This window comes from Streptomyces sp. NPDC018693, from assembly GCF_044391385.1.
In the GTDB taxonomy this organism is placed as follows: domain Bacteria; phylum Actinomycetota; class Actinomycetes; order Streptomycetales; family Streptomycetaceae; genus Streptomyces.
On the sequence record NZ_JBIRZZ010000007.1, the window covers coordinates 223,962 to 247,980 of the forward strand.

Consider the following 24,019-nt stretch of genomic DNA (forward strand, 5'->3'; position numbering starts at 1 on the left):
GGGATGCGGCCTGGTTGAGTGAGCGGCCGCGGGCCGGGAATCCGGCGCCCCCGGACACCGTCACCGGACGTTGTCCACAGCCCCGCCGGAGTGTCACCCCGCGCCAGTAGGGTGTGAGACATGGCCGATCCCTCCAGCTACCGCCCCAGGCCGGGAGACATCCCGGACTCTCCCGGGGTGTACCGGTTCCGTGACGAGCACCGTCGGGTGATCTACGTCGGGAAGGCGAAGAGCCTGCGTCAGCGCCTGGCGAACTACTTCCAGGACCTGACCGGCCTGCACCCCCGCACCCGCACGATGGTGACCACCGCCGCGTCCGTGGAGTGGACGGTGGTGTCCACGGAGGTGGAGGCGCTCCAGCTGGAGTACTCCTGGATCAAGGAGTACGACCCCCGGTTCAACGTCAAGTACCGCGACGACAAGAGCTACCCGTACCTCGCGGTGACGATGAACGAGGAGTTCCCGCGCGTCCAGGTGATGCGTGGCCACAAGAAGAAGGGCGTGCGGTACTTCGGTCCGTACGCGCACGCGTGGGCGATCCGTGACACCGTCGACCTGCTGCTGCGCGTCTTCCCGGTACGGACCTGCTCCGCCGGTGTCTTCAAGAACGCCGCCCGCACCGGCCGGCCCTGCCTGCTCGGCTACATCGGCAAGTGCTCCGCGCCCTGCGTGAAGCGCGTCTCCGCCGAGGACCACCGCGAACTGGCCGAGGAGTTCTGCGACTTCATGACCGGCCGCACCGGCACCTACCTCCGCCGTCTGGAGAAGCGGATGACGGAGGCGGCCGAGGAGATGGAGTACGAGCGGGCCGCCCGCCTGCGCGACGACATCGAGGCCCTGAAGAAGGCCATGGAGAAGAACGCGGTCGTGCTCGCCGACGCGACCGACGCCGACCTGATCGCGGTCGCCGAGGACGAGCTGGAGGCGGCCGTCCAGATCTTCCACGTCCGCGGCGGACGGGTGCGCGGCCAGCGCGGCTGGGTCACCGACAAAGTGGAGGCCGTCACCACCGCCGACCTCGTCGAGCACGCCCTGCAGCAGCTCTACGGCGAGGAGACCGGCGACGCCGTCCCCAAGGAGGTCCTGGTCCCCGCCCTGCCCGACCCGGTGGAGCCGGTCCAGGAGTGGCTCACCGGCCGCCGCGGCTCCGGCGTCTCCCTGCGCGTCCCGCAGCGCGGCGACAAACGCGCCCTCATGGAGACCGTCGAGCGCAACGCCCAGCAGGCCCTCGTCCTGCACAAGACCAAGCGCGCCTCCGACCTCACCACGCGCTCGCGTGCCCTGGAGGAGATCGCCGACGCCCTCGACCTGGACAGCGCCCCGCTGCGCATCGAGTGCTACGACATCTCGCACCTCCAGGGCGACGACGTGGTCGCGTCCATGGTCGTCTTCGAGGACGGTCTGGCCCGCAAGAGCGAGTACCGCCGCTTCCAGATCAAGGGCTTCGAAGGCCAGGACGACGTGCGCTCCATGCACGAGGTGATCACCCGCCGTTTCCGGCGCTATCTGGCCGAGAAGGAGCGCACCGGGGAGTGGGCCGACGGCGAGACCACCCTCACCGACGCCGACGCGCCCCTCGACCCCCTCGGCGGCGACACACCCGACGGCTCCCCCAGGGACCCCCTGAAGGACTCCCTCAAGGACGACGACGGCCGCCCCCGCAAGTTCGCCTACCCGCCCCAGCTGGTCGTCGTCGACGGCGGCCGACCGCAGGTCGTGGCCGCCCGGCGCGCGCTCGACGAGCTCGGCATCGACGACATCGCCGTGTGCGGCCTCGCCAAGCGCCTGGAGGAGGTCTGGCTGCCCGATGACGACGACCCGGTCGTCCTGCCCCGCACCAGCGAGGGCCTCTACCTGCTGCAACGCGTCCGCGACGAGGCGCACCGGTTCGCGATCACCTACCAGCGCGCCAAACGCGCCAAGCGGTTCCGCGCCGGCCCGCTGGACGACGTACCGGGCCTCGGTGAGACCCGCAAGCAGGCGCTGATCAAACACTTCGGCTCGGTGAAGAAGCTGCGGGCCGCCACGATCGAGCAGATCTGCGAGGTCCCGGGCATAGGCCGCAAGACGGCCGAGACCATCACGGCGGCCCTGGCCCGGGCGGCCCCGGCCGCCCCCGCCGTGAACACGGCGACCGGAGAGATCATTGAAGACGAGGAACCCGACACGACGGCGGGTTCCCCCGGGCAACCGGTGACAGCGGGAGCCCCGGACGAACGACGGGGGCAGGAGACATGACCGAGCACGAACAGCAGCCCACAGCACAGCGAGATCAGGCGCACCCGGAGACGGCCCCCGACACGGCCAGGACCTCCGCACGCCACGACAACGGAGCACAGGTGAGTACGGACAGCACGCCCCCCGGCATCCCGGAGGCGGCCATTCCAGAGCTGGTGATCATCTCCGGCATGTCCGGAGCCGGCCGGTCCACGGCCGCCAAGTGCCTGGAGGACCTCGGCTGGTTCGTCGTCGACAACCTGCCGCCCGCCCTGATCCCCACCATGGTGGAACTGGGCGCCCGCTCCCAGGGCAACGTGGCGCGGATCGCGGTCGTCGTCGACGTCCGCGGCCGCCGCTTCTTCGACAACCTCCGCGAGTCCCTCGCCGACCTGGAGGCCAAGCACGTCACCCGGCGGATCGTCTTCCTGGAGTCCTCCGACGACGCCCTGGTGCGCCGCTTCGAGTCCGTGCGCCGCCCGCACCCCCTTCAGGGCGACGGCCGGATCGTCGACGGCATCGCCGCCGAGCGGGAGCTGCTGCGCGAGCTGCGCGGCGACGCCGACCTGGTGATCGACACCTCCAGCCTCAACGTGCACGAACTGCGCGCCAAGATGGACGCCCAGTTCGCCGGAGAGGAAGAGCCCGAGCTGCGGGCCACCGTCATGTCCTTCGGCTACAAGTACGGCCTGCCGGTGGACGCCGACCTCGTCGTCGACTGCCGCTTCCTGCCCAACCCGCACTGGGTGCCGGAGCTGCGCCCCTTCACCGGCCTGAACGAGGAAGTCTCCGGTTACGTCTTCAACCAGCCCGGCGCGAAGGAGTTCCTCGACCGGTACGCGGAGCTTCTGCAGCTGATCGCCACGGGCTACCGTCGGGAGGGCAAGCGTTACGTGACCATCGCCGTCGGGTGTACGGGCGGCAAACACCGGTCCGTGGCGATGTCGGAGAAGCTCGCCGCGCGCCTCGCGGCCGAGGGCGTGGAGACGGTGGTCGTACACCGGGACATGGGACGGGAATGACAGGACGTACACCGCGGCTGAGCCGGCTGCGCAGAGTGGTGCCCGAAGGGCGCGCAGGCCGGCCGGTCGAGGCCCGCGGCGGCAGAGCGCGCCGCCGCGGAACCCAGCCCAAGGTGGTCGCCCTCGGCGGCGGCATGGGGCTGTCCGCCTCGCTCGCCGCGCTGCGCCGGATCACCGGCGACCTCACCGCCGTCGTCACCGTGGCCGACGACGGCGGTTCCAGTGGCCGGCTGCGCGACGAGCTGGGGGTCCTGCCGCCCGGCGACCTGCGCAAGGCGCTGGCCGCGCTCTGCGGCGACGACGACTGGGGTCAGACCTGGGCCCGCGTCATCCAGCACCGCTTCCAGTCCCAGGGCGAGATCAACGGCCACGCGGTGGGCAACCTGCTGATCGTCGCCCTGTGGGAGCAGCTCGGCGACCATGTCCAGGCCCTCGACCTGGTCGGCAAGCTGCTGGGCGCGCAGGGGCGGGTGCTGCCCATGTCCGCCGTACCGCTGGAGCTGCAGGCCATGGTCAAGGGCCACGACCCCGCCCGCCCGGACGAGGTCGACACCGTCCGGGGCCAGGCGACGGTCGCGCTCACCCCGGGCGAGGTCCAGTCCGTGCACCTGGTGCCGCACGACCCGCCCGCCGTCCCGGAGGCCGTCGCCGCCGTCCTGGACGCCGACTGGGTGGTGCTGGGGCCCGGCTCCTGGTTCTCCTCGGTCATGCCGCACCTGCTCGTGCCCGAGCTGCTGGACGCTCTCGTGCAGACCAAGGCACGCCGGGTGCTCTCGCTGAATCTCGCTCCGCAGCCGGGGGAAACCGACGGCTTCTCCCCGCAGCGTCATTTGGAGGTTTTGGGGCGACACGCCCCTAAACTCGCCCTGGACGTGGTGCTGGCCGACGAGGCCGCCGTGCCCGACCGCGACTCTCTCATCGACGCCGCCAAACGGTTCGGGGGCGCGGTGGAGCTGGCGCCCGTGGCCCGGCCCGACGGGACTCCGCGGCATGATCCGGAGCTGCTGGCCGCCGCGTACGACCGTATTTTTCGGATGCATGGAAGGATCGGCCCATGGCGATGACGGCAGCGGTGAAGGACGAGATCTCCCGGCTCCCCGTCACCCGGACCTGCTGCAGAAAGGCGGAGGTCTCCGCCGTCCTGCGGTTCGCCGGCGGCCTTCACCTGGTGAGCGGGCGCATCGTGATCGAGGCGGAGCTGGACACGGCGATGGCGGCCCGCAGGCTCAAGCGGGACATCCTGGAGATCTTCGGCCACAGCTCGGAGCTGATCGTGATGGCGCCGGGCGGGCTGCGCCGCGGGTCGCGCTTCGTGGTGCGCGTGGTCGCCGGAGGTGACCAGCTGGCCCGCCAGACCGGCCTGGTGGACGGCCGGGGCCGCCCGATCCGGGGGCTGCCGCCGCAGGTCGTCTCCGGGGCCACCTGTGACGCGGAGGCGGCCTGGCGCGGGGCCTTCCTGGCGCACGGCTCGCTCACCGAGCCGGGCCGCTCCTCCTCCCTGGAGGTGACCTGCCCCGGTCCCGAGGCCGCGCTCGCCCTGGTCGGTGCCGCCCGCCGGCTGTCCATCGCCGCGAAGGCCCGCGAGGTGCGCGGCGTCGACCGGGTCGTGGTCCGCGACGGCGACGCCATCGGCGCGCTGCTCACCCGGCTGGGCGCCCATGAGTCGGTGCTGGCCTGGGAGGAGCGCCGGATGCGCCGCGAGGTGCGCGCCACGGCGAACCGGCTCGCCAACTTCGACGACGCCAACCTGCGCCGCTCCGCCCGGGCCGCCGTCGCCGCGGGCGCCCGCGTCCAGCGCGCCCTGGAGATCCTCGGCGACGACGTCCCCGAGCACCTCGCGGCGGCGGGCCGACTGCGCATGGAGCACAAGCAGGCGTCCCTGGAGGAGCTGGGCGCGCTCGCCGACCCGCCGTTGACGAAGGACGCGGTGGCCGGACGCATCCGCCGGCTGCTGGCGATGGCCGACAAGCGCGCCGCCGACCTCGGCATCCCGGGCACGGAGGCCAACCTCACGGAGGAGCTGGCCGACAACCTGGCCGGCTGAGGAAGCAGGCCGAAAACGCTGACGCGCCGAAAACGCTGACGCGCCGAACGAACTGATGCGCCGAACGAGCTGATACGCCGAAAAAGCTGATACGTCGTCAAAGCGCCGGTGCGGGAACCCTTTCGGGTGATCGCGTCGGCGCTTCGGCGTGCCGGAGGCGCCCTTGACTCGATCATGAACTGTCATGAGCCTGGCATCTGTTCGCTGCTGTGGCGGACCCACACCAGGGGGGTTCATGAGACAAAGAGCGAGATCGATCCTCGCTGTCGGCGCGCTCCTGATCGGCGGTGCGAGCCTCGCACCCATGGCCCAGGCGCAGAACGGCGGTTCGGCGCCGAAGGGCGACCCGAACGAGGTCAAGGTCTTCCGCGCCGACGTCACCAAGCAGCAGGTACCCCTGCTGCTGGCGGCCGGTCAGGACGGTCATGAACTGAGCGAGGTGGTGCCCGACCAGGGCGAGGCCACCGTCGAGGTCTACCTCACCGACGGCCAGGCCGAGCAGCTGGAGAAGCAGGGCGTCGACCTCACGGAGCACACCCTCACCGCGAAGGCCGAGAACCGTGTCGAGGCGGCCGCCGACGGCGTGTTCCGCCCGTACGGCGGCAACGGCGGCATCAAGGAGGAGATCCTCCGCGCCAGCCGGCAGAACCCCGGCCTCACCAAGGTCGTCTCCATCGGCAAGACCATCAAGGGCCAGGACATCCTCGCCCTGAAGCTCAGCAAGAACGCGAAGAAGACCAAGGACGGCTCCAAGCCCGCCGTGCTGTACCTGTCCAACCAGCACGCGCGCGAGTGGATCACGCCGGAGATGACCCGCCGGCTGATGCACCACTACCTGGACAACTACCGGACCGACAAGCGCATCAAGAAGCTCGTCGACACCACCGAACTGTGGTTCGTGATCTCGGCCAACCCCGACGGCTACGACTACACCTTCCAGGACTCCACCACCCGCCTGTGGCGCAAGAACCTGCGGGACGTCAACGGCGACGGCGTCATCTCCACCGGCGACGGCGTCGACCTCAACCGCAACTTCGCCTACAAGTGGGGCTACGACGACGAGGGTTCGTCCCCAGACCCCGCCAGCCAGACCTACCGCGGCGCGAGCCCGGCCTCCGAGCCCGAGACCAAGGCGCTGGACGCCTTCCAGAAGCGCATCGGCTTCACGTACGGCATCAACTACCACTCCGCCGCCGAACTCATCCTCTACGGCGTCGGCTGGCAGGTCGCCACCGACAGCCCGGACGACGTGCTGTACAAGGCACTCGCCGGCACGCCGGACAACCCCGCGGTCCCCGGCTACCACCCGCAGGTCTCCTCGGAGCTGTACACCACCAACGGCGAGGCGGACGGCCACGCGGCCAACGTCAACGGCCTGGCGATGTTCACCCCCGAGATGTCGACCTGTCAGACCGTGTCGAACCTCGACCCCAACGACCAGTGGAACGCCGCCGACTGCCGGTCGGTGTTCAACTTCCCCGACGACGAGAAGCTGATCCAGCAGGAGTTCGAGAAGAACATCCCGTTCGCGCTGTCCGTCGCCGAGAGCGCCGCGCACCCGGACACCCCGAAGTCCTCCGTCGGCCTCACGGCCGCCGACTTCACCCCGGCGCCCTTCACCACGTCGTACTCGCGCGGCGCCGACCAGGAGGTCTCCGTCGTCGTCCGCAAGTCGGTGCGCGACAAGGAGCTGAAGTACCGCGTCAACGGCGGCCGCGTCAAGGCCATGGCCCTGCGGCCCTGGAGGGGCGGCGAGACCTACGGCGGTGACGACAACCTCTACTTCGACGAGTACCGGGCCAAGGTCAAGGACGGCGACCCGGGCGACAAGGTCGAGGTGTGGTTCACCGGCGAGACGAAGAACGGCAAGAAGGTCTCCGGCGAGCACTTCACCTACACCGTGGCCGAGCGGCCCCGCGCGGACGTCCTCGTCGTCGCCGAGGAAGGCGCGCCCGCCGCACAGGCACAGACCTACGTCGACGCGCTGAAGGCCAACGGCCGCAAGGCGATCGTCTGGGACGTCGCCACCCAGGGCGTGCCCGACGCGCTCGGTGTGCTCGGCCACTTCGGCACGGTCGTCCACTACACGGGCGACAGCCGCCCCGGCAACCCGACCCAGCTCGAACTGCGCGCCTACCTCAACGAGGGCGGCAAGCTGATCGAGGCCGGCGAGCTGGCCGGCGGCAGCGTCGACCTCGGCGACGGCACCCCGTCGAACGACTTCAGCCAGTACTACCTGGGCGCGTACTCCCGTACGTCCACCCCGGGCGCCACCGGCTTCACCGGCTCGGGCCGGCTGCTCGGCTTCGCCGGGCCCCTCGGCACGGCACCCGGCAACCCGCTGGACAGGGCGGGCACCTACGGCGTCACCTCCGACGAACTGCCGGCCGACACCTTCCCGCAGTTCGCCAGCGCGGGCGCCGGGCAGTTCGCCGGCACGGTCAACCCCTACGGGCCGTACGCCGGCTCCTACATGGCCGCCGCCGTGCACACCGACAACGCCTACAAGCGCCTCACCCGCACCATCGACCTCACCGGAGTGTCCGCAGCCGACCGGCCGACCCTGCGCGGCCAGCTGCTGTGGGACACGGAACCCGGCTACGACAACGCGCTGGTCGAGGTGCACACGGTCGGCGCCGACGACTGGACCACGCTCCCCGAGGCGGGCGGAGCCACCAGCACCGTCGTACCGGAGGAGTGCGGGGCCGGGTTCTACCTCGCCGGGCACCCCTGGCTGAAGCACTACCTGACCCTGAACGGCACCGAGTGCACCGCGACCGGCACCGCCGGGTCCTGGAACGCCCTCACCGCCTCCTCCAGCGGCTGGCAGCAGGTGAACTTCGACCTGAGCGCCTACGCGGGCCGGAACATCGAGGTCTCGATCAGCTATGTCACCGACCCCGGCAGCGGCGGACACGGTGTCCTCGTCGACGACACCGCGCTCGTGGTCGGCGGCACCGCCGGCCAGACCGAGGGCTTCGAGACCTCGCTCGGCGCCTGGCAGGTCGCCGGTCCGCCGGCGGGCAGCCCGCCCGTGCTGAAGGACTGGACCCGCGCCGGAACGCTGTTCCAGACCTACGGCGCGGTCACCACCGACGACACCGTGCTGCTGGGCTTCGGACTGGAGCACATCACCGCGACGGCCGACCGCAATGCCCTGCTCAAGCGAGCACTGGACGCGCTCGAACGATGACCGCGCGTGTCAACAGGGCTGAACGGACGTAGTCAAAAGGAATGAATGGGCCCAACGGCCTGGGCGGTCCGTACCCTACTGGCGGGTACGGACCGTCCTGCCGTGTATGGGCCAACTCGATGTCACCCCGAAGGCCGCGGGGAGGTAGGGTCGGGGGTGGTCGGGGACATCCCAATACAGCTCGCCGGCACCGCATGGCCGGCGTACCAACGAGGAGATCGGTTCGTGACGATCCGCGTAGGCATCAACGGCTTTGGCCGCATCGGTCGTAACTACTTCCGCGCGCTGCTGGAGCAGGGTGCAGACATCGAGATCGTGGCTGTCAACGACCTGGGTGACACCGCGACCACCGCTCACCTGCTCAAGTACGACACCATCCTGGGTCGCCTCAAGCAGGAGGTCTCGCACACCGCCGACACCATCACCGTCGGCGACCAGACCATCAAGGTCCTCTCCGAGCGCAACCCCGCCGACATCCCGTGGGGCGAGCTGGGCGTCGACATCGTCATCGAGTCCACCGGCATCTTCACCAAGAAGGAAGACGCCGCGAAGCACCTCGCCGGAGGCGCCAAGAAGGTCCTCATCTCGGCTCCGGCCAAGGACGAGGACATCACCATCGTGATGGGCGTCAACCAGGACAAGTACGACCCGGCGAACCACCACGTCATCTCCAACGCCTCCTGCACCACCAACTGCGTGGCGCCCATGGCGAAGGTCCTCGACGAGAACTTCGGCATCGTCAAGGGCCTGATGACCACCGTCCACGCGTACACGAACGACCAGCGCATCCTGGACTTCCCGCACAAGGACCTGCGCCGCGCCCGTGCCGCCGCGGAGAACATCATCCCGACCACCACGGGTGCCGCCAAGGCCACCTCCCTGGTGCTGCCGCAGCTCAAGGGCAAGCTGGACGGCATGGCCATGCGCGTCCCGGTCCCGACCGGCTCCGCCACCGACCTGGTCGTCCAGCTCCAGCGCGAGGTCACCAAGGACGAGGTCAACGCCGCGTTCAAGAAGGCCGCCGACGGCGAGCTGAGGGGCGTCCTCTCCTACACCGAGGACCAGATCGTCTCCTCCGACATCGTCAGCGACCCGGCGTCCTGCACCTTCGACGCCTCCCTGACCATGGTCCAGGAGGGCAACTCGGTGAAGATCCTCGGCTGGTACGACAACGAGTGGGGCTACTCCAACCGCCTCGTCGACCTGACCGTCTTCGTCGGCAACCAGCTCTGATCGCCCCCACCGGCGACCTGATGTGAGAGCAGGGCTCGGGCAGCGCAGCGCCGCGCTGACCGGGCCCTGACTCACGTGCAGACCGGCTGTCTCTACGATCTGGAGCAGCAAAAGCCCTCACCAGGAGTCCTCTTCCATGAAGACGATCGACGAACTCCTCGCCGAAGGAGTGGACGGCAAGCGGGTCTTCGTCCGCGCCGACCTCAATGTGCCGCTCGACGGCGCCACCATCACCGACGACGGCCGGATCCGCGCCGTGCTGCCCACCATCAAGGCCCTCACGGACGCGCGCGCCAAGGTGGTCGTCGCCTCCCACCTCGGCCGCCCCAAGGGCGCCCCGGACCCCGCCTTCTCCCTCGCCCCCGTCGCCTCCCGCCTCGGCGAACTCCTCGGCAGCGCCGTCGCGTTCGCGGCCGACACGGTCGGCCAGTCCGCCCAGGACGCGGTCGCCGGCCTGATGGAGGGCCAGGTCGCCCTCCTGGAGAACCTGCGCTTCAACACCGGCGAAACCGCCAAGGACGACGCCGAGCGCGGCGCCTTCGCCGACAAGCTGGCCGCCCTCGCCGACGTCTACGTCGGCGACGGCTTCGGCGCGGTCCACCGGGGGCACGCCTCGGTGTTCGACCTCCCGGCACGCCTGCCGCACTACGCCGGTCACCTCATCGCCACCGAGGTCGGCGTCCTGAAGAAGCTCACCGAGGACGTCAAGCGCCCCTACGTCGTCGCCCTCGGCGGCGCCAAGGTCTCCGACAAGCTCGCCGTCATCGACCAGCTGCTCGGCAAGGCCGACCGGCTGCTCATCGGCGGCGGCATGGCCTACACCTTCCTCAAGGCCAAGGGCTACGAGGTCGGCATCTCCCTCCTGCAGGAGGACCAGATCCCGGCCGTCACCGAGTACATGAAGCGCGCGGAGCAGAGCGGCGTCGAGCTGGTCCTCCCCGTCGACGTGCTCGTCTCCACCGAGTTCCCCGACCTGAAGACCAAGGCCCCCGCCCACCCCACCACCGTCGCCGCGGACGCCATCCCCGCCGACCAGGAGGGCCTGGACATCGGTCCGGAGACCCGCAAGCTGTACGCCTCGAAGCTCGCCGACGCGGCCACCGTCTTCTGGAACGGCCCCATGGGCGTCTTCGAGCACCCCGACTACGCCGAGGGCACCAAGGCGGTCGCCCAGGCCCTCATCGACTCCCCGGGCTTCACCGTGGTCGGCGGCGGCGACTCCGCCGCGGCCGTGCGCACCCTGGGCTTCGACGAGACGGCATTCGGCCACATCTCGACCGGCGGCGGTGCCTCCCTCGAATACCTCGAGGGCAAGACGCTCCCCGGCCTCGCCGCACTGGAGGACTGACCCTGATGAGCACGCGCACGCCGCTGATGGCGGGCAACTGGAAGATGAACCTCAACCACCTCGAGGCCATCGCCCACGTCCAGAAGCTCGCCTTCGCCCTGTCCGACAAGGACTACGACGCCGTCGAGGTCGCCGTCCTGCCGCCCTTCACCGACCTGCGCTCGGTGCAGACCCTGGTCGACGGCGACAAGCTGAAGATCAAGTACGGCGCCCAGGACATCTCGGCGCACGACGGCGGTGCCTACACCGGCGAGATCTCCGGCCCGATGCTGGCCAAGCTGAAGTGCACCTACGTGGCGATCGGCCACTCCGAGCGCCGCCAGTACCACGCCGAGACCGACGAGATCGTCAACGCCAAGGTCAAGGCCGCCTACAAGCACGGCATCACCCCGATCATGTGCGTCGGCGAGGAGCTGGAGGTCCGCGAGGCCGGCAACGCCGTCCCGCACACCCTCGCCCAGGTCGAGGGCGGCCTGAAGGACCTCCCGGCCGAGCAGGCCGCGACCATCGTGATCGCCTACGAGCCGGTGTGGGCCATCGGCACCGGCAAGGTGTGCGGCGCCGACGACGCCCAGGAGGTCTGCGCCGCCATCCGCGGCAAGCTGGCCGAGCTGTACTCGCAGGACGTCGCCGACCAGATCCGCATCCAGTACGGCGGCTCCGTCAAGGCCGGCAACGTCGCCGAGATCATGGCGCAGGCCGACATCGACGGCGCCCTGGTCGGCGGTGCCTCGCTGGACGCCGACGAGTTCGTCAAGATCGTGCGCTTCCGCGACCAGTGAGTATGCGGTAGCGCCGATCCGTCGTACCCTTGCGGGGTCCAGCACTGTCTGCTGGGCCCCGTCGTCCATACAAGTCCGAGGAAGTTGGTCCAGCCGTGGTTTTGGGGTTCTCGATCGCCCTGATCGTCTTCAGCCTGCTGCTGATGCTGCTGGTGCTGATGCACAAGGGGAAGGGCGGCGGCCTGTCCGACATGTTCGGTGGCGGCATGCAGTCGTCCGTCGGCGGCTCCTCGGTCGCCGAGCGCAACCTCGACCGCATCACCGTGGTGGTCGGTCTGATGTGGTTCGCGTGCATCATGGTCCTCGGCCTGCTGATGAAGGCGAACAACTGATCCGTACTTTCCGCACGTAACGCCCCATGTTCGGTACGCGCCGATGAGCGCGGCCTATCATGGGGCTTGCGTCTGGGTATGGGGGCGGCTTGTGACTCGGCTGGTAACTCCAATCACTGGACGCGCGTTGGGCCTTACGTAGACTGAGGCGCTCGCAGCGAAGCGAAACGCCGACTCGCTTCGCGGCACCATCACGCAGGGAGTTACGACCGTGGCAAGTGGCAACGCGATCCGAGGAAGCCGGGTCGGGGCGGGGCCGATGGGCGAGGCCGAGCGGGGCGAGTCCGCGCCCCGTCTGCGCATCTCCTTCTGGTGCTCCAACGGGCATGAGACGCAGCCCAGCTTCGCCAGCGACGCGCAGGTTCCCGACACCTGGGACTGCCCCCGCTGCGGCTTCCCCGCCGGACAGGACCGGGACAACCCGCCGGACCCACCGCGCACCGAACCCTACAAGACGCACCTCGCGTACGTCCGGGAGCGGCGCAGCGACGCGGACGGCGAGGCGATCCTCGCCGAGGCGCTCGCCAAACTGCGGGGCGAACTCTAGGACTTGACGACCGGCCGGGTGCCCGCGGGCGCCTGGCCGGACGCGTATCCGCCCCATTGTTCCTCCCGCTGCTCCCCCTCGCTCTTCCCCGGCCATCGACCGATTGTCAGTGGTCGCCCTTACGGTTTGTGCATCGGTGACGCATGCGCGGACCGGGAGGGGGAGTCATGGCTTCGGTCGGTACGGCGGCGGGGCGCGCGCCCGCCTGGCGCGGCGGGTTCGGGCGGCTGTGGAGCGCAGCCGTGCTCTCCAGTTTCGGCGACGCCCTGCGTACGGCGGCCCTGCCGCTGCTCGCCGTGACGCTCACGGACCGGCCGCTGCTCATCGCCTCGGTCACCGCCTGCGGCTATCTGCCCTGGATCGTCTTCGGGCTGCTCGGCGGGGCCGTCGCCGACCGCGTGGACCAGCGGCGCGCCATGTGGACGGTCGACGCGGTACGAGGGCTGCTGGTCGCCGGTTTCGCGGTCGCCGTGGCGCTGGGACACGCCTCGATCGGTCTGCTGATCGCGCTGGCCTTCGTCCTGACCACCCTGCAGACCCTGTTCGACAACGCCGCCACGGCCCTGCTGCCCGCCCTGGTGGACCGCGACGCCCTCGGCAGCGCCAACGCCCGGCTGATGACCGGGCAGCGGATCGCGGGCGGGCTCGTGGCGGCGCCCCTGGTACCGGTGCTGATCGCCGCGGGCGCCGCGGTTCCCTTCGCGGCGGACGCCGCCACCTTCCTGGTCGCGGCCGCGCTGATCGCCTCGCTGGGGAGCGCCGCGCCCGAGCGGAGACCCGCGCCGACGGGCAGCACCCTGCGCCGGGAGATCGCGGAGGGGCTGCGCACGCTGTGGCGCGACGGCCCCCTGCGCGGGCTGTGCGCCGCCACGGCCCTGTGCAACATCGGCATGGGCGCCCAGCTCGCCACCCTCGTCGTCCTGGTCACCGGCTGGCTGGGGGCGGGCCCGGCGGGATTCGCGGCGGCGGCCACCGCGGTCACCCTCGGCGGTCTGGCCGGGGGAGTGGTGAACGGCCGGCTCGTGCGGCGCGTCGGCCGGATCCCGGCCGTGCTGCTGGCCGGCACCGTACAGATCGCGGCCCTCGTCGTCATGGGCACCGTACGCAGCCTCGCCGCGCTGGTGGTCGCCCTGTTCGTGTTCGGGCTCATGGGCATGGTGTGGAACGTGAACACCACGACCCTGATGCAGGAGCGCAGCCCCGCCGACCAGCTGGGCCGGGTGGCCTCGGCCTTCCGCACCCTGGCCAACGCGGGGGTGCCCCTCGGCGCGCTGCTCGGCGGGGCCGTCGCCACCGCCTGGGGTCTCCACACCCCGCCGCTGCTCACGGCCGCCTTCTTCGTGCTGTCCGTCGCCGCGCTGATACCCGCGCGCCGCCCCGACGTACCTGTTGTCACATCGCGGGACGACGTCACCACGGCTCACGCCCCCCGCTGATCAACTAGGTTGGGACGGCAGCGGGGCACGGACAGGTTAGGAAAGAGGGCTGAAGTCCGACATGAACACAGACGGCCGTACGAGGCTCAACCAGACGCCCGAGTGGACCGCTCTCGCCAAGCACCGCGAGGCGCTCGGCGAGGTACAGCTGAGGGAGCTGTTCGCCGCCGACCCCGGGCGCGGCGCCGGCTACACACTCCAGGTCGGTGACCTGCACATCGACTACTCCAAGCACCTCGTCACCGACGAGACCCTGCGGCTGCTGCGTGAGCTGGCCGCCGCCACCGACGTCTTCGGGCTGCGGGACGCCATGTTCCGCGGCGAGAAGATCAACACCACCGAGGACCGGGCCGTGCTGCACACCGCGCTGCGCGCGCCCCGGGACGCGGTCATCGAGGTCGACGGGGAGAACGTCGTCCCGGCCGTGCACGCCGTCCTCGACAAGATGGCCGACTTCACCGACCGCGTCCGCTCCGGCGCCTGGACCGGCCACACCGGCAAGCGCATCAAGAACGTCGTCAACATCGGCATCGGCGGCTCCGACCTCGGCCCGGCCATGGCCTACGAGGTGCTGCGCAGCTACACCGACCGCGACCTCACGGTCCGCTTCGTCTCCAACGTCGACGGCGCCGACCTGCACGAGGCGACGCGTGACCTGGACCCGGCGGAGACGCTGTTCATCATCGCCTCCAAGACCTTCACCACGATCGAGACGATCAGCAACGCCACGTCCGCGCGCAAGTGGCTGCTGGACGGCCTCGGCGGCGACGCGAAGGCGGTCGCCCGGCATTTCGTCGCCCTGTCGACGAACGCGGAGAAGGTCGCGGACTTCGGCATCGACACGGCCAACATGTTCGAGTTCTGGGACTGGGTCGGCGGCCGCTACTCCTACGACTCCGCCATCGGCCTCTCCCTGATGATCGCCATCGGCCCGGACCGCTTCCGGGAGATGCTCGACGGCTTCCGCACTGTCGACGAGCACTTCCGCACCGCACCCGCCGAGGCCAACGCCCCGCTGCTGCTGGGCCTGCTGGGCATCTGGTACGGCAACTTCCATGACGCCGAGTCGCACGCGGTGCTGCCGTACAGCCACTACCTGTCGAAGTTCGCCGCGTATCTCCAGCAGCTCGACATGGAGTCCAACGGCAAGTACGTCGGCCGGGACGGCAGGGAGGTCGACTGGCAGACCGGGCCGATCGTCTGGGGCACGCCCGGCACCAACGGTCAGCACGCCTACTACCAGTTGATCCACCAGGGCACCAAGCTGATCCCGGCGGACTTCATCGGATTCGCCGAGCCGGTCGCCGAGCTGAGCGACGAACTCGCCGCGCAGCACGACCTGCTGATGGCCAACTTCTTCGCCCAGACGCAGGCGCTGGCCTTCGGCAAGACGCCCGACGAGGTGCGTGCGGAGGGGGTGGCGGAGGAACTGGTGGCCCACAAGACCTTCAAGGGCAACCACCCGACCACCACGATCCTCGCCCGTGAACTGACCCCCTCGGTCCTCGGTCAGCTCATCGCGCTGTACGAGCACAAGGTGTTCGTCCAGGGCGCGGTGTGGAACATCGACTCCTTCGACCAGTGGGGCGTGGAGCTGGGCAAGGTCCTCGCCAAGCGCGTCGAGCCCGCGCTGACCGAGGGCGCCGAGGTACCGGGCCTGGACGCCTCCACCAAGGCGCTGGTGGCCAAGTACCGGGAACTGCGCGGCCGGTAGCCGCCCGGGACGGGGACGCGCCCTCTCAGGCCACCGCGCCCAGTGTGTCCGCCAGCCGTCGGCGGGTCGCGCGGGACGCCGGGAGGGCGCTCAGGACGACGGCACCGAGGACGGTGGCCGCGCCCAGCAGCAGGACGACGAGCCAGGACGGGCCGTGCGCGATGCCGGAGCCGATGCCGCTGGAGGTGCCCTGGGCGTCGATCAGCCAGTGGGACAGCGGCAGGCCCAGGGCCGTGGCCAGCAGGGTCGCGGCCAGGGTGGTGCAGCCCGTGGCGGTGACGGTGATCGCGGTGATCTGCCGGGGGGACAGCCCGATCGCCTTGAGCGCCGGCAGATCCCGTTCGCTCTCCCGGACCGTGCCGCCGATCGCGGTCAGCAGCTCGATGAGCCCGATCAGGGCGAGGACGGCGATCAGACCGGCGGCGACCCCGCGCAGCGGCGACAGACCGTCGGCCGGGTTGGGCACCGGGTGCACGTCCAGGTGCCCGCGGGCGGCCTCGGCCAGCTCGGCGGCGACGGCCTGCGGGGCGGCACCGGGACGCAGCCGCAGCTCGTAGAGGGTCGGTCCCAGGCTCGGGTCGTTGCCGCGGAGGGTGTCGAGGGAGGTGGAGATGACCCGGCCGGCGTTCTCCGGTTCGATGCTGCGGCCCACGATGTGCAGGATCTGCGGCTGGTCGCCGACGGTCATCCGCACCCAGTCGCCCACCCGCGCATCGAGCAGGTCCAGCAGCCCCTGCCCGGCCACCGCCTCGTCGGGGCCGCTCGGGGCGCGGCCCTCGGCGACGGTGTGCGGGTACGGGTCCCGGGCGGTGCCGAGGCCGCGCAGGGCGATGGTCGCGGTCTGGCCCGGGACCAGGGCGGCCACCTCCACACCGGGGTACACGGCGGCGACCTGCGGGGTGCCGTCGAGCAGGGCCCGGGTGTCCCCGTCGCTCAGTGAGCCGTCGGAGCGGGCGGTGAGCGCCGCCGGCATGCCCACCCGCTCGGGGCTGCTGTGGAAGCGGTCAAGGGTGGTCCACGCGCTCATCGCCACCACGATCAGCAGCAGCGGCAGCGCCAGCCTGCCGATCGCCACCGGCGTGCGGGGACGCCGGGTGAACGCCCGGTGCCAGCCCAGGACCAGCGCGGGCGGCAGGCCGAGCCCCAGGGCCTGGCGGGCCGTCCCCGACAGACGCCCGCCGGCCGGTGCCGCCGGCCGGGGTACCGGCACCGACGGCACCCGACCCGCCCGCCAGGCCGCGAGCCCGGTGACGGCGCCGATGAACAGAACGGCGGCGACGGGCACCCCGACCAGCGCACCGGTGTGCCCGGGCAGTCCCTGCCACACCCCCACCGCCTCACCCAGCCGCCCCGGCAGCCGGCCGCCCAGCCCCTGCAGCAGCACCGCCGCGACCAGGGCGCCCAGCAGCGCGTACGCCACATGCTGGAGCAGGAAGATCCGTACGACCTGGCCGGGCGTGAAGCCGATCGCCTTCAGCACCGAGATGTCCCGGAGGTGCCCGCGGACCCGGGTGCCGATCGCCCCGTGCACGGCGAGCCCGGCGGCGAGCAGCGCGCCCAGCCCGAACAGCCCGAGGACCTGGCCGAGCAGCCGGTTGTCGCCCTGCGCCTCGGCCCGCGCCCGCTGCCAGGTGGACACCTCGCCGACCGCGCCCGCGCCGAGCAGGGTGACGGCGCGCTGCACGGCGTAGTCGGTGTCGGCCGGGTCGGCCAACCGCAGCCCGATCACCTGCCCGCCCGGGGCGCGCACGGCGGACGGCGGCGCCCACACCAGCCCCGGACGCTCGCCCGCGCGGTAGCGGGGTTCGGCGCTGTCGGCGATGCCCACCACGGTCAGCGCCCGGGCCGTACCCGGCAGAGTGAGCGTGTCCCCGGGCTCGGCCAGCAGCGCCTGCGCCAGCCGGCGCTCCAGGACCACCCCGTCGGGTTCGGCGGGGTCCAGCCAGTGGCCGGAGGTGAGCAGCGGCCGTCCGACGGTGGGACGGCGGTCGGTGGCGCGCAGTTCGACCGAGGCGCGGGCGCCCCGGGAGGCGACGGTGACGGACTCGGTGGCGTACGGGCCGGCGACGGAGTCGACGCCGTCCAGGCCGGTCAGCCTGCCGGTGTCGGCGGAGGCGGCGGTGTGGATCCAGACGTGGGCGTCGCGGGCCTGGGTGAAGACCCGCTGCCAGGGGTTGGTCGCGTAGCCGAAGAGCGCGGTGGCCAGCAGCAGCGAGGCGACGATGCCGGCGGTGGCGAGCACGATGAACAGCGCCTCGCCGCGATGCGTGCGCAGATCGGAGTGTGCCCAGCGCAATGTGGCCCGCATCGGTCAGTCCCTCAGCTCCAGCACACCGGTCAGGCCCGTGCCCCGGGTCGGTGTGCCGTCCAGGGCCGCGTCGTCGGCTATGCGGCCGTCGAAGAAACTGATCACCCGGTCCGCGGCGCTCGCCAGCCGGGCGTCATGGGTGACCAGCAGGATCGTCTGCCCGCGCGCGTGGAAGCGGGACAGCAGCCGCATCACCTCGCGGGTGCCCTTGCTGTCCAGGCTGCCGGCGGGCTCGTCGGCCAGCAGCAGCGACGGATGGTTGACCAGCGCTCGGGCCAGCGCCACCCGCTGCTGCTCACCACCGGACAGCTCGCCCGGCAGACTGCGCTCCTTGCCGGCCAGCCCCAGCTCGCCGAGCAGCTCCTCACGCTCGGCCCGGGCCTTCCTGGGGGAGACCCCGGCCAGCAGCGCGGGCAGCTCGACATTGTCGGCGACCGACAGGTTCGAGACCAGGTTGAAGAACTGGAAGACGATCCCGATGCGCTTTCTGCGCTCGACGGCCCAGCGCGCCTCGGACCACGCGTCGGCACACTCGCCGTCCAGCCAGACACGGCCCGCGTCGGGCTGCTGGAGCCCGCCCAGCAGATGCAGCAGCGTCGACTTGCCGGCGCCGGAGGGCCCGGTGACGGCCACGAACTCGCCGCGCCGTACGCACAGATCGACCCCGCGCACGGCATGCGCGGGCGCGCCCTCGCCGTGGTGGGTCTTGACCAGGCCCTCGGCCCGCAGCGCGGGAGGGGCGCCGTCGCTCGACGCGGGAGGGGTGCTGTCGCTCACTCCAGCTCCTCCAGTTCCTCCTGGCACCGCTCCAGCCAGTCGAGGTCGGCCTGCAGATGCAGCATCGCGCCCTCGATCAGCAGATGGGCGATTCGGTTGTCCCGGTTCTCGGCCGCGGCCAGTTTCGACAGGTTGCGCATGGTGTTGAGGTACTGGCGCCGCTGCCGGTTGATCAGGGCGATCTGGTCGGCGATGCCGGTCTGCGGGGCGAGCGCCAGTTTCATGAAGAACTCGTCCCGCACCCGTGGCTCGTCCGCCGTGTCCTCGAACCAGGCGTGCAGCGCCTCCCGACCGGCGTCGGTGAGGTGGTAGATCTTCTTGTTCGGGCGGCCGGACTGCTCGATCTCCTCGCCCTCGATCAGTCCCGACTTCTCGAGGCGGCCGAGGGTCACATAGATCTGGCCTATGTTGGGCTGAGGGTACGCGGAGCCCAGCAGTTGCTCAAGGTCCTGCTTCAGCTCGTAACCATGGGCGGGGCCACGGGCGAGCAGTGCCAGAAGGGACTGGCGCACTCGTGCTGTCCTCCTCCGGCCTCGTATGGTGCTGTGTGCTCCAGGCCCTAGTATCGCCCCTAGTGCGCCCCATACCTAACGGGTATACATTGCTCTGACTCCGGGCGAGGGCGCCCGGCGCCGGTGTGCAAGGAGGAACCTATGCGGTGGATACACGCCGCCGGTAGGGGCCTCCTCGTTCTCCTCGTCGTACTGACCGGTCATCTCGCCTCGGGCGTCGGGCCCGGGGCCCCGGACGGCGGACGCGGCCCGCTCACGCTGGCCACCGCCGGCGACCTCACCGGCTATCTCGGCCCCCTCCTGGAGGGCTGGAACCGCACCCACCCCGGGGAGCGGGTCACCCTCGTCGAACTGCCGGACTCCGCCGACGAGACCCATGCGCAGATGGTCACCGACCTGCGCGGCGGCGACCCCGGCCGGTTCGACGTCCTCAACATCGACGTCAACTGGACCTCGGAGTTCGCCGCGGCCGGCTGGATCCGCCCGCTGCCGCGCGACCGCTTCCCGCTGGACACCTTCCTGCCGCCGGTCGTCGACACGGCCACCTACGACGGACGGCTGTACGCGGTGCCGTACGTCACCAACGCCGGCCTGCTCCTCTACCGCAAGGACATCCTCGCCGCGGAGGGCGTGCCGCCGCCGCGCACCTGGGCCGAACTGGAGCGCGCCGCGCGGACGATCGCGCCCAGGCACGGGCTCGACGGTTACGCCGGCCAGTTCCTGCCGTACGAGGGCCTCACGGTGAACGTGACCGAGGCGGTCTACTCGGCGGGCGGCACCATCCTCGGCGACGAGGGCCAGCGCGTCACCGTGGACTCGGCCGCCGCCCGCGAGGGCATCCGCTTCCTGGTGGACGGCGTACGCGAGGGCTGGATCCCGCGGCGGGCGCTGACGTACAAGGAGGAGGACTCCAAACAGGCGTTCCAGGACGGACGCCTGCTCTTCCTGCGCAACTGGCCGTATGCGTACGCCGTCGCCTCGGCCCCGGGATCGAAGGTCGCCGGGAAGATCGGCGCCGTACCGCTGCCGGGTCCGAACGGCCCGGGCACCAGTGTGCTCGGCGGCTCCAATCTGGCCGTCGCCGCGCACGCCCGGCACCCGGAGTCCGCCGCGCGCCTGATCGCCTACCTCACCGGCGAGCGCGTCCAGCGGCAGGTCCTCACCCGGGGCGCGCTGCCGCCCGTACGGGCCGATCTGTACGAAGATCCGGAACTCGTCGGGGAGTTCCCCTACCTGCCGACCCTGCGCGCCGCCGTCCTCACGGCCGCCCCGCGCCCCAAGAGCCCCCGCTACGACCAGGTGAGCCTGGTGGTGCAGGCGGTGCTGCACGACGCGCTGACCGGGCGGGAGACGCCGGAGAGCGCGGTGCGGCGGCTGGCGCGCGAGCTGGCGGACATCACACCTCGCTAATTACCTGTTAGGTAACGCGGCCATCTCATTCATGGGCATTCCATGACTGTATGTCCCGATTTAAAAGGCGAACTCGCCAGTAGTCTGCGGCGCACTCGTTGACACCCCTACGAAACAGATACCTAACATGCATGCATGACAAGCAACCACCGCTGGTGGCGCGACGCGGTGATCTACCAGGTGTACGTCCGCAGCTTTCTGGACAGCACCGGTGACGGCGTCGGGGATCTGGCCGGAGTCCGGGCTGGGCTGCCGTACCTGAAGAAGCTCGGCGTCGACGGGATCTGGCTGAGCCCCTTCTACCCCTCGCCACAGCACGACCACGGCTACGACGTCGCCGACTACTGCGACGTGGACCCGCTCTTCGGCGACCTCGCCGAGTTCGACCTGCTGATCCACGCCGCCCGGCGGCTCGGCATCAAGGTGCTGCTGGACATCGTCCCCAACCACTGCTCCAGCGAGCACCCGTGGTTCCGGCAGGCCCTGGCCGCCGGACCCGGCAGCGCGGCCCGCGCCCGCTTCCACTTCGCCGACGGCCGAGGCCCGGACGGCGCCGAGCCGCCCAACAACTGGCACGCCATGTTCGGCGGCCCGGCCTGGACCCGAGTCCCCGACGGCCAGTGGTACCTGCACATGTTCACGCCCGAACAGCCCGACTGGAACTGGCGCGACCCCCAGGTCCCCGCCGAGTTCGACCGGATCCTGCGCTTCTGGCTGGATCGGGGCGTCGACGGCTTCCGCATCGATGTCGCCGCCGGCCTCCACAAGCATCCCGGCCTGCCCGACTCGGACGACCCCGAGGCCGACGCCCGCACCCGCGACTCGGTCAACCCGCTCGCCTGGAACCAGCCCGAGGTGCACGACGTATGGCGGCACTGGCGTTCCGTCTGCGAGGAGTACACCGCCCGCGACGGCCGCGAGCGCCTGCTCGTCGGCGAGGTGTCCGTCCCCACCGCCCGCGAACACGCGCGGTACGTCCGCCCCGACGAACTCCACCAGGCGTTCTTCTTCGACCTGCTCAGCGCCCCCTGGGACGCCGACGCCTTCCGCAAGGTCATCTCCGAGGCCATGCAGGACATCGCCGGCACGGGCTCCACGGTCACCTGGGTCCTCAACAACCACGACCAGGTCCGCACCGTCACCCGCTACGGCGAACCCACCCCGCAGGGCAGCGGCCTCGGCGCCGCCCGCGCCCGCGCCGCCGCGCTGCTGATGCTGGCGCTGCCCGGAGCCGCGTACATCTACCAGGGCGAGGAACTGGGCCTGCCCGAGGTCGTCGACCTGCCCGACGACGTGCTCACCGACCCGATCTTCCGGCGCACCGGCAGCCGCGCCCGCATCCGCGACGGCTGCCGGGTGCCGCTGCCCTGGTCCGGGCAGGCGTCCCCGTTCGGCTTCACCTCCGGCGCCGAGAGCGCCAAGCCGTGGCTGCCGCAGCCCGCCTACTTCGCCGAGTACGCCACCGAACGCGCCCTCGCCGACACCCGCTCCTTCTGGCACCTGTACCGCGACGGCCTGCAACTGCGCAAGGAACTCCCGCAGCTGGGCGAGGGCACCTTGCGCTGGCTGGACACCCCGCCCGGGGTCCTCGCCTTCGTCCGCGGCGACGGCCTCGTCTGCGCCGTCAACTTCGGTACGGCTCCCACGCCCGCGCCGGTCTCCGGCACCCCCTTGCTGTCCAGCGGGCCGTGTCCGGCCGGGGTCCTGCCCGGCGCCACGGCCGCCTGGTGGATCAGCGACGAGGCCCCCGGCCTCACCTGATCCGACGTCAGTTCCCCATCCTCCGACGGCATCCTCCGAAGGGTCATCAACGATGATGAAGCGACGTACCACCCTCCTCACCAGCTGCACCGCCCTCGTCCTCGCCCTCGGCGCGACCGCCTGCGGCGGCGGTGACGTCACCGCGGGCGGCGGCGACAAGGCGCTCAGCGGGCAGACCGTCACCGTCGCCGGTGTCTGGACCGGCAGCGAGCAGAAGAACTTCCAGAAGGTACTGGACGCGTTCACCGAGGAGACCGGCGCCAAGACGCAGTTCGTGTCGACCGGCGACAACGTCTCCACCGTCGTCGGCAGCAAGATCGAGGGCGGCAACGCCCCCGACGTGGTGATGGTCCCGCAGGTCGGCGTGCTCCAGCAGTTCGCGGAGAACGGCTGGCTGAAGCCGCTGTCCCAGACCGCCCAGCAGTCCGTGGACGCCAACTACGCCACCGCGTGGAAGACGTACGGCAGCGTCGACGGCACCCTCTACGGCCTCTACTTCAAGGCCGCCCACAAGTCGACCGTCTGGTACAGCCCCGACGCGTTCGCCCAGGCCGGCGTCACACCCCCGAAGAGCTTCGACGAACTCCTCAAGACCGGGCGCACCATCGCCGACTCCGGACTCGCCGCCTTCGCGGTCGCCGGACAGGACGGCTGGACCCTCACCGACTGGTTCGAGAACATCTACCTCTCCCAGGCCGGACCCGAGAAGTACGACGCCCTCGCCGCCCACGAGCTGAAGTGGACCGACCCGAGCGTCGTCGAGGCGCTCACCACGCTTGGCAAGGTCTTCAAGGACAAGCAGCTCGTCGCGGGCGGCCAGAAGGGCGCCCTCAACACGGACTTCCCCGGCTCGGTGGAGAAGGTCTTCGGACCGAAGGCCGAGGCCGGCATGGTCTACGAGGGCGACTTCGTCGCCGGTGTCGCCAAGGACCAGTTCGGCAGGGAGATCGGCGAGGACGCCGACTTCTTCCCCTTCCCGCCGGTCGGTTCCGGCAAGGCCCCGGTGGTCAGCGGCGGTGACGCGGCCGTCGTCCTCAAGGACGGCAAGAACAGCGAGGCCGGCATGAAGCTCCTGGAGTACCTCGCCACCCCCGAGGCCGCGGCCGTGTGGGCGAAGGCGGGCGGCTTCCTCTCCCCGAACAAGAAGCTCAACCTCGCCTCCTACGGCGACCCCGTCACCCGCGCCACCGCGAAGTCCCTGGTCGCGGCGGGCGACTCGGTGCGGTTCGACATGTCCGACCAGGCACCGGCCGCCTTCGGCGGCACCAAGGGCGCCGGCGAGTGGAAGCTGCTCCAGGACTTCCTGCGCGACCCGTCCGACCCGGCGGGCACCGCGGCCAAGCTGGAGGACGCGGCGGCCAAGGCGTACCGGGGCTGATCCGC

The 24,019-nt window shown here is 71.1% G+C and carries 18 protein-coding genes; 15 read left to right on the forward strand and 3 right to left on the reverse strand.

Features of this window, described 5'->3' with window-relative positions; genetic code table 11:
- The first annotated feature begins 120 nt into the window (after window positions 1–120).
- The 12 genes from uvrC (at window position 121) to pgi (ending at window position 15,868) form a co-directional block, all read left to right on the forward strand.
- Window positions 121–2,238 (forward strand): excinuclease ABC subunit UvrC, encoded by a 2,118-nt coding sequence (gene uvrC, locus ACH5AC_RS20505; RefSeq protein WP_398863358.1) that lies wholly within the window; start codon window positions 121–123, stop codon window positions 2,236–2,238.
- Window positions 2,235–3,239 (forward strand): RNase adapter RapZ, encoded by a 1,005-nt coding sequence (rapZ, locus tag ACH5AC_RS20510; RefSeq protein WP_398863359.1) that lies wholly within the window; start codon window positions 2,235–2,237, stop codon window positions 3,237–3,239. The genes uvrC and rapZ overlap by 4 nt, the downstream gene beginning before the upstream one ends.
- On the forward strand, window positions 3,236–4,303 hold the full coding sequence (yvcK, locus tag ACH5AC_RS20515) for a uridine diphosphate-N-acetylglucosamine-binding protein YvcK (protein ID WP_398863360.1): 1,068 nt from the start codon (window positions 3,236–3,238) through the stop codon (window positions 4,301–4,303). The genes rapZ and yvcK overlap by 4 nt, the downstream gene beginning before the upstream one ends.
- Window positions 4,294–5,283 carry a DNA-binding protein WhiA gene (whiA, locus tag ACH5AC_RS20520; protein ID WP_398863361.1) on the forward strand — a complete coding sequence of 330 codons (990 nt, stop codon included), beginning with the start codon at window positions 4,294–4,296 and terminating at the stop codon, window positions 5,281–5,283. The genes yvcK and whiA overlap by 10 nt, the downstream gene beginning before the upstream one ends.
- Before the next feature lie 235 nt (window positions 5,284–5,518).
- Entirely contained in the window at window positions 5,519–8,476 is a 2,958-nt protein-coding gene (locus ACH5AC_RS20525) for a M14 family zinc carboxypeptidase (RefSeq protein WP_398863362.1), read from the forward strand.
- Between the two features lie 225 nt (window positions 8,477–8,701).
- A complete protein-coding gene (gap, locus tag ACH5AC_RS20530; protein WP_398863363.1) occupies window positions 8,702–9,709 on the forward strand; it encodes a type I glyceraldehyde-3-phosphate dehydrogenase in 1,008 nt (335 codons plus the stop codon).
- Between the two features lie 136 nt (window positions 9,710–9,845).
- Window positions 9,846–11,057, forward strand: a complete 1,212-nt coding sequence (locus ACH5AC_RS20535; RefSeq protein WP_398863364.1) for a phosphoglycerate kinase — start codon at window positions 9,846–9,848, stop codon at window positions 11,055–11,057.
- 5 nt (window positions 11,058–11,062) lie between these two features.
- A complete protein-coding gene (gene tpiA, locus ACH5AC_RS20540; RefSeq protein WP_398863365.1) occupies window positions 11,063–11,839 on the forward strand; it encodes a triose-phosphate isomerase in 777 nt (258 codons plus the stop codon).
- A gap of 95 nt (window positions 11,840–11,934) precedes the next feature.
- Window positions 11,935–12,171 carry a preprotein translocase subunit SecG gene (gene secG / locus ACH5AC_RS20545; protein WP_398863366.1) on the forward strand — a complete coding sequence of 79 codons (237 nt, stop codon included), beginning with the start codon at window positions 11,935–11,937 and terminating at the stop codon, window positions 12,169–12,171.
- A 211-nt stretch (window positions 12,172–12,382) separates the two neighbouring features.
- Entirely contained in the window at window positions 12,383–12,718 is a 336-nt protein-coding gene (locus ACH5AC_RS20550; RefSeq protein WP_085572314.1) for an RNA polymerase-binding protein RbpA, read from the forward strand.
- A gap of 167 nt (window positions 12,719–12,885) precedes the next feature.
- On the forward strand, window positions 12,886–14,154 hold the full coding sequence (locus ACH5AC_RS20555; protein WP_398863367.1) for an MFS transporter: 1,269 nt from the start codon (window positions 12,886–12,888) through the stop codon (window positions 14,152–14,154).
- A gap of 61 nt (window positions 14,155–14,215) precedes the next feature.
- Window positions 14,216–15,868, forward strand: a complete 1,653-nt coding sequence (gene pgi, locus ACH5AC_RS20560; protein ID WP_398863368.1) for a glucose-6-phosphate isomerase — start codon at window positions 14,216–14,218, stop codon at window positions 15,866–15,868.
- Window positions 15,869–15,893: 25 nt separating this feature from the next.
- Here pgi and ACH5AC_RS20565 read toward each other — a convergent pair whose 3' ends face one another.
- Genes ACH5AC_RS20565 through ACH5AC_RS20575 form a run of 3 tightly spaced genes read right to left on the reverse strand, consistent with a single transcriptional unit; the run spans window position 15,894 to window position 19,465 of the window.
- Window positions 15,894–18,176: an FtsX-like permease family protein gene (locus tag ACH5AC_RS20565; protein ID WP_398863370.1), complete on the reverse strand. Its 2,283-nt coding sequence runs from the start codon at window positions 18,174–18,176 to the stop codon at window positions 15,894–15,896.
- Between the two features lie 3 nt (window positions 18,177–18,179).
- Window positions 18,180–18,953 (reverse strand): ABC transporter ATP-binding protein, encoded by a 774-nt coding sequence (locus ACH5AC_RS20570; RefSeq protein ID WP_398863371.1) that lies wholly within the window; start codon window positions 18,951–18,953, stop codon window positions 18,180–18,182.
- On the reverse strand, window positions 18,950–19,465 hold the full coding sequence (locus tag ACH5AC_RS20575; protein WP_398863372.1) for a PadR family transcriptional regulator: 516 nt from the start codon (window positions 19,463–19,465) through the stop codon (window positions 18,950–18,952). Before ACH5AC_RS20575 ends, ACH5AC_RS20570 begins: the two co-directional genes overlap by 4 nt.
- A gap of 141 nt (window positions 19,466–19,606) precedes the next feature.
- On the opposite strand from ACH5AC_RS20575, the gene ACH5AC_RS20580 reads away from it, so the two are divergent.
- The 3 genes from ACH5AC_RS20580 to ACH5AC_RS20590 all read left to right on the forward strand — a co-directional run bounded on the left by ACH5AC_RS20580 (window position 19,607) and on the right by ACH5AC_RS20590 (window position 24,014).
- On the forward strand, window positions 19,607–20,875 hold the full coding sequence (locus ACH5AC_RS20580) for an ABC transporter substrate-binding protein (RefSeq protein ID WP_398863373.1): 1,269 nt from the start codon (window positions 19,607–19,609) through the stop codon (window positions 20,873–20,875).
- Between the two features lie 135 nt (window positions 20,876–21,010).
- Window positions 21,011–22,636: a glycoside hydrolase family 13 protein gene (locus ACH5AC_RS20585; RefSeq protein ID WP_398863375.1), complete on the forward strand. Its 1,626-nt coding sequence runs from the start codon at window positions 21,011–21,013 to the stop codon at window positions 22,634–22,636.
- 52 nt (window positions 22,637–22,688) lie between these two features.
- Window positions 22,689–24,014, forward strand: a complete 1,326-nt coding sequence (locus ACH5AC_RS20590; RefSeq protein WP_398863376.1) for an ABC transporter substrate-binding protein — start codon at window positions 22,689–22,691, stop codon at window positions 24,012–24,014.
- The last annotated feature ends 5 nt before the right edge of the window (window positions 24,015–24,019 follow it).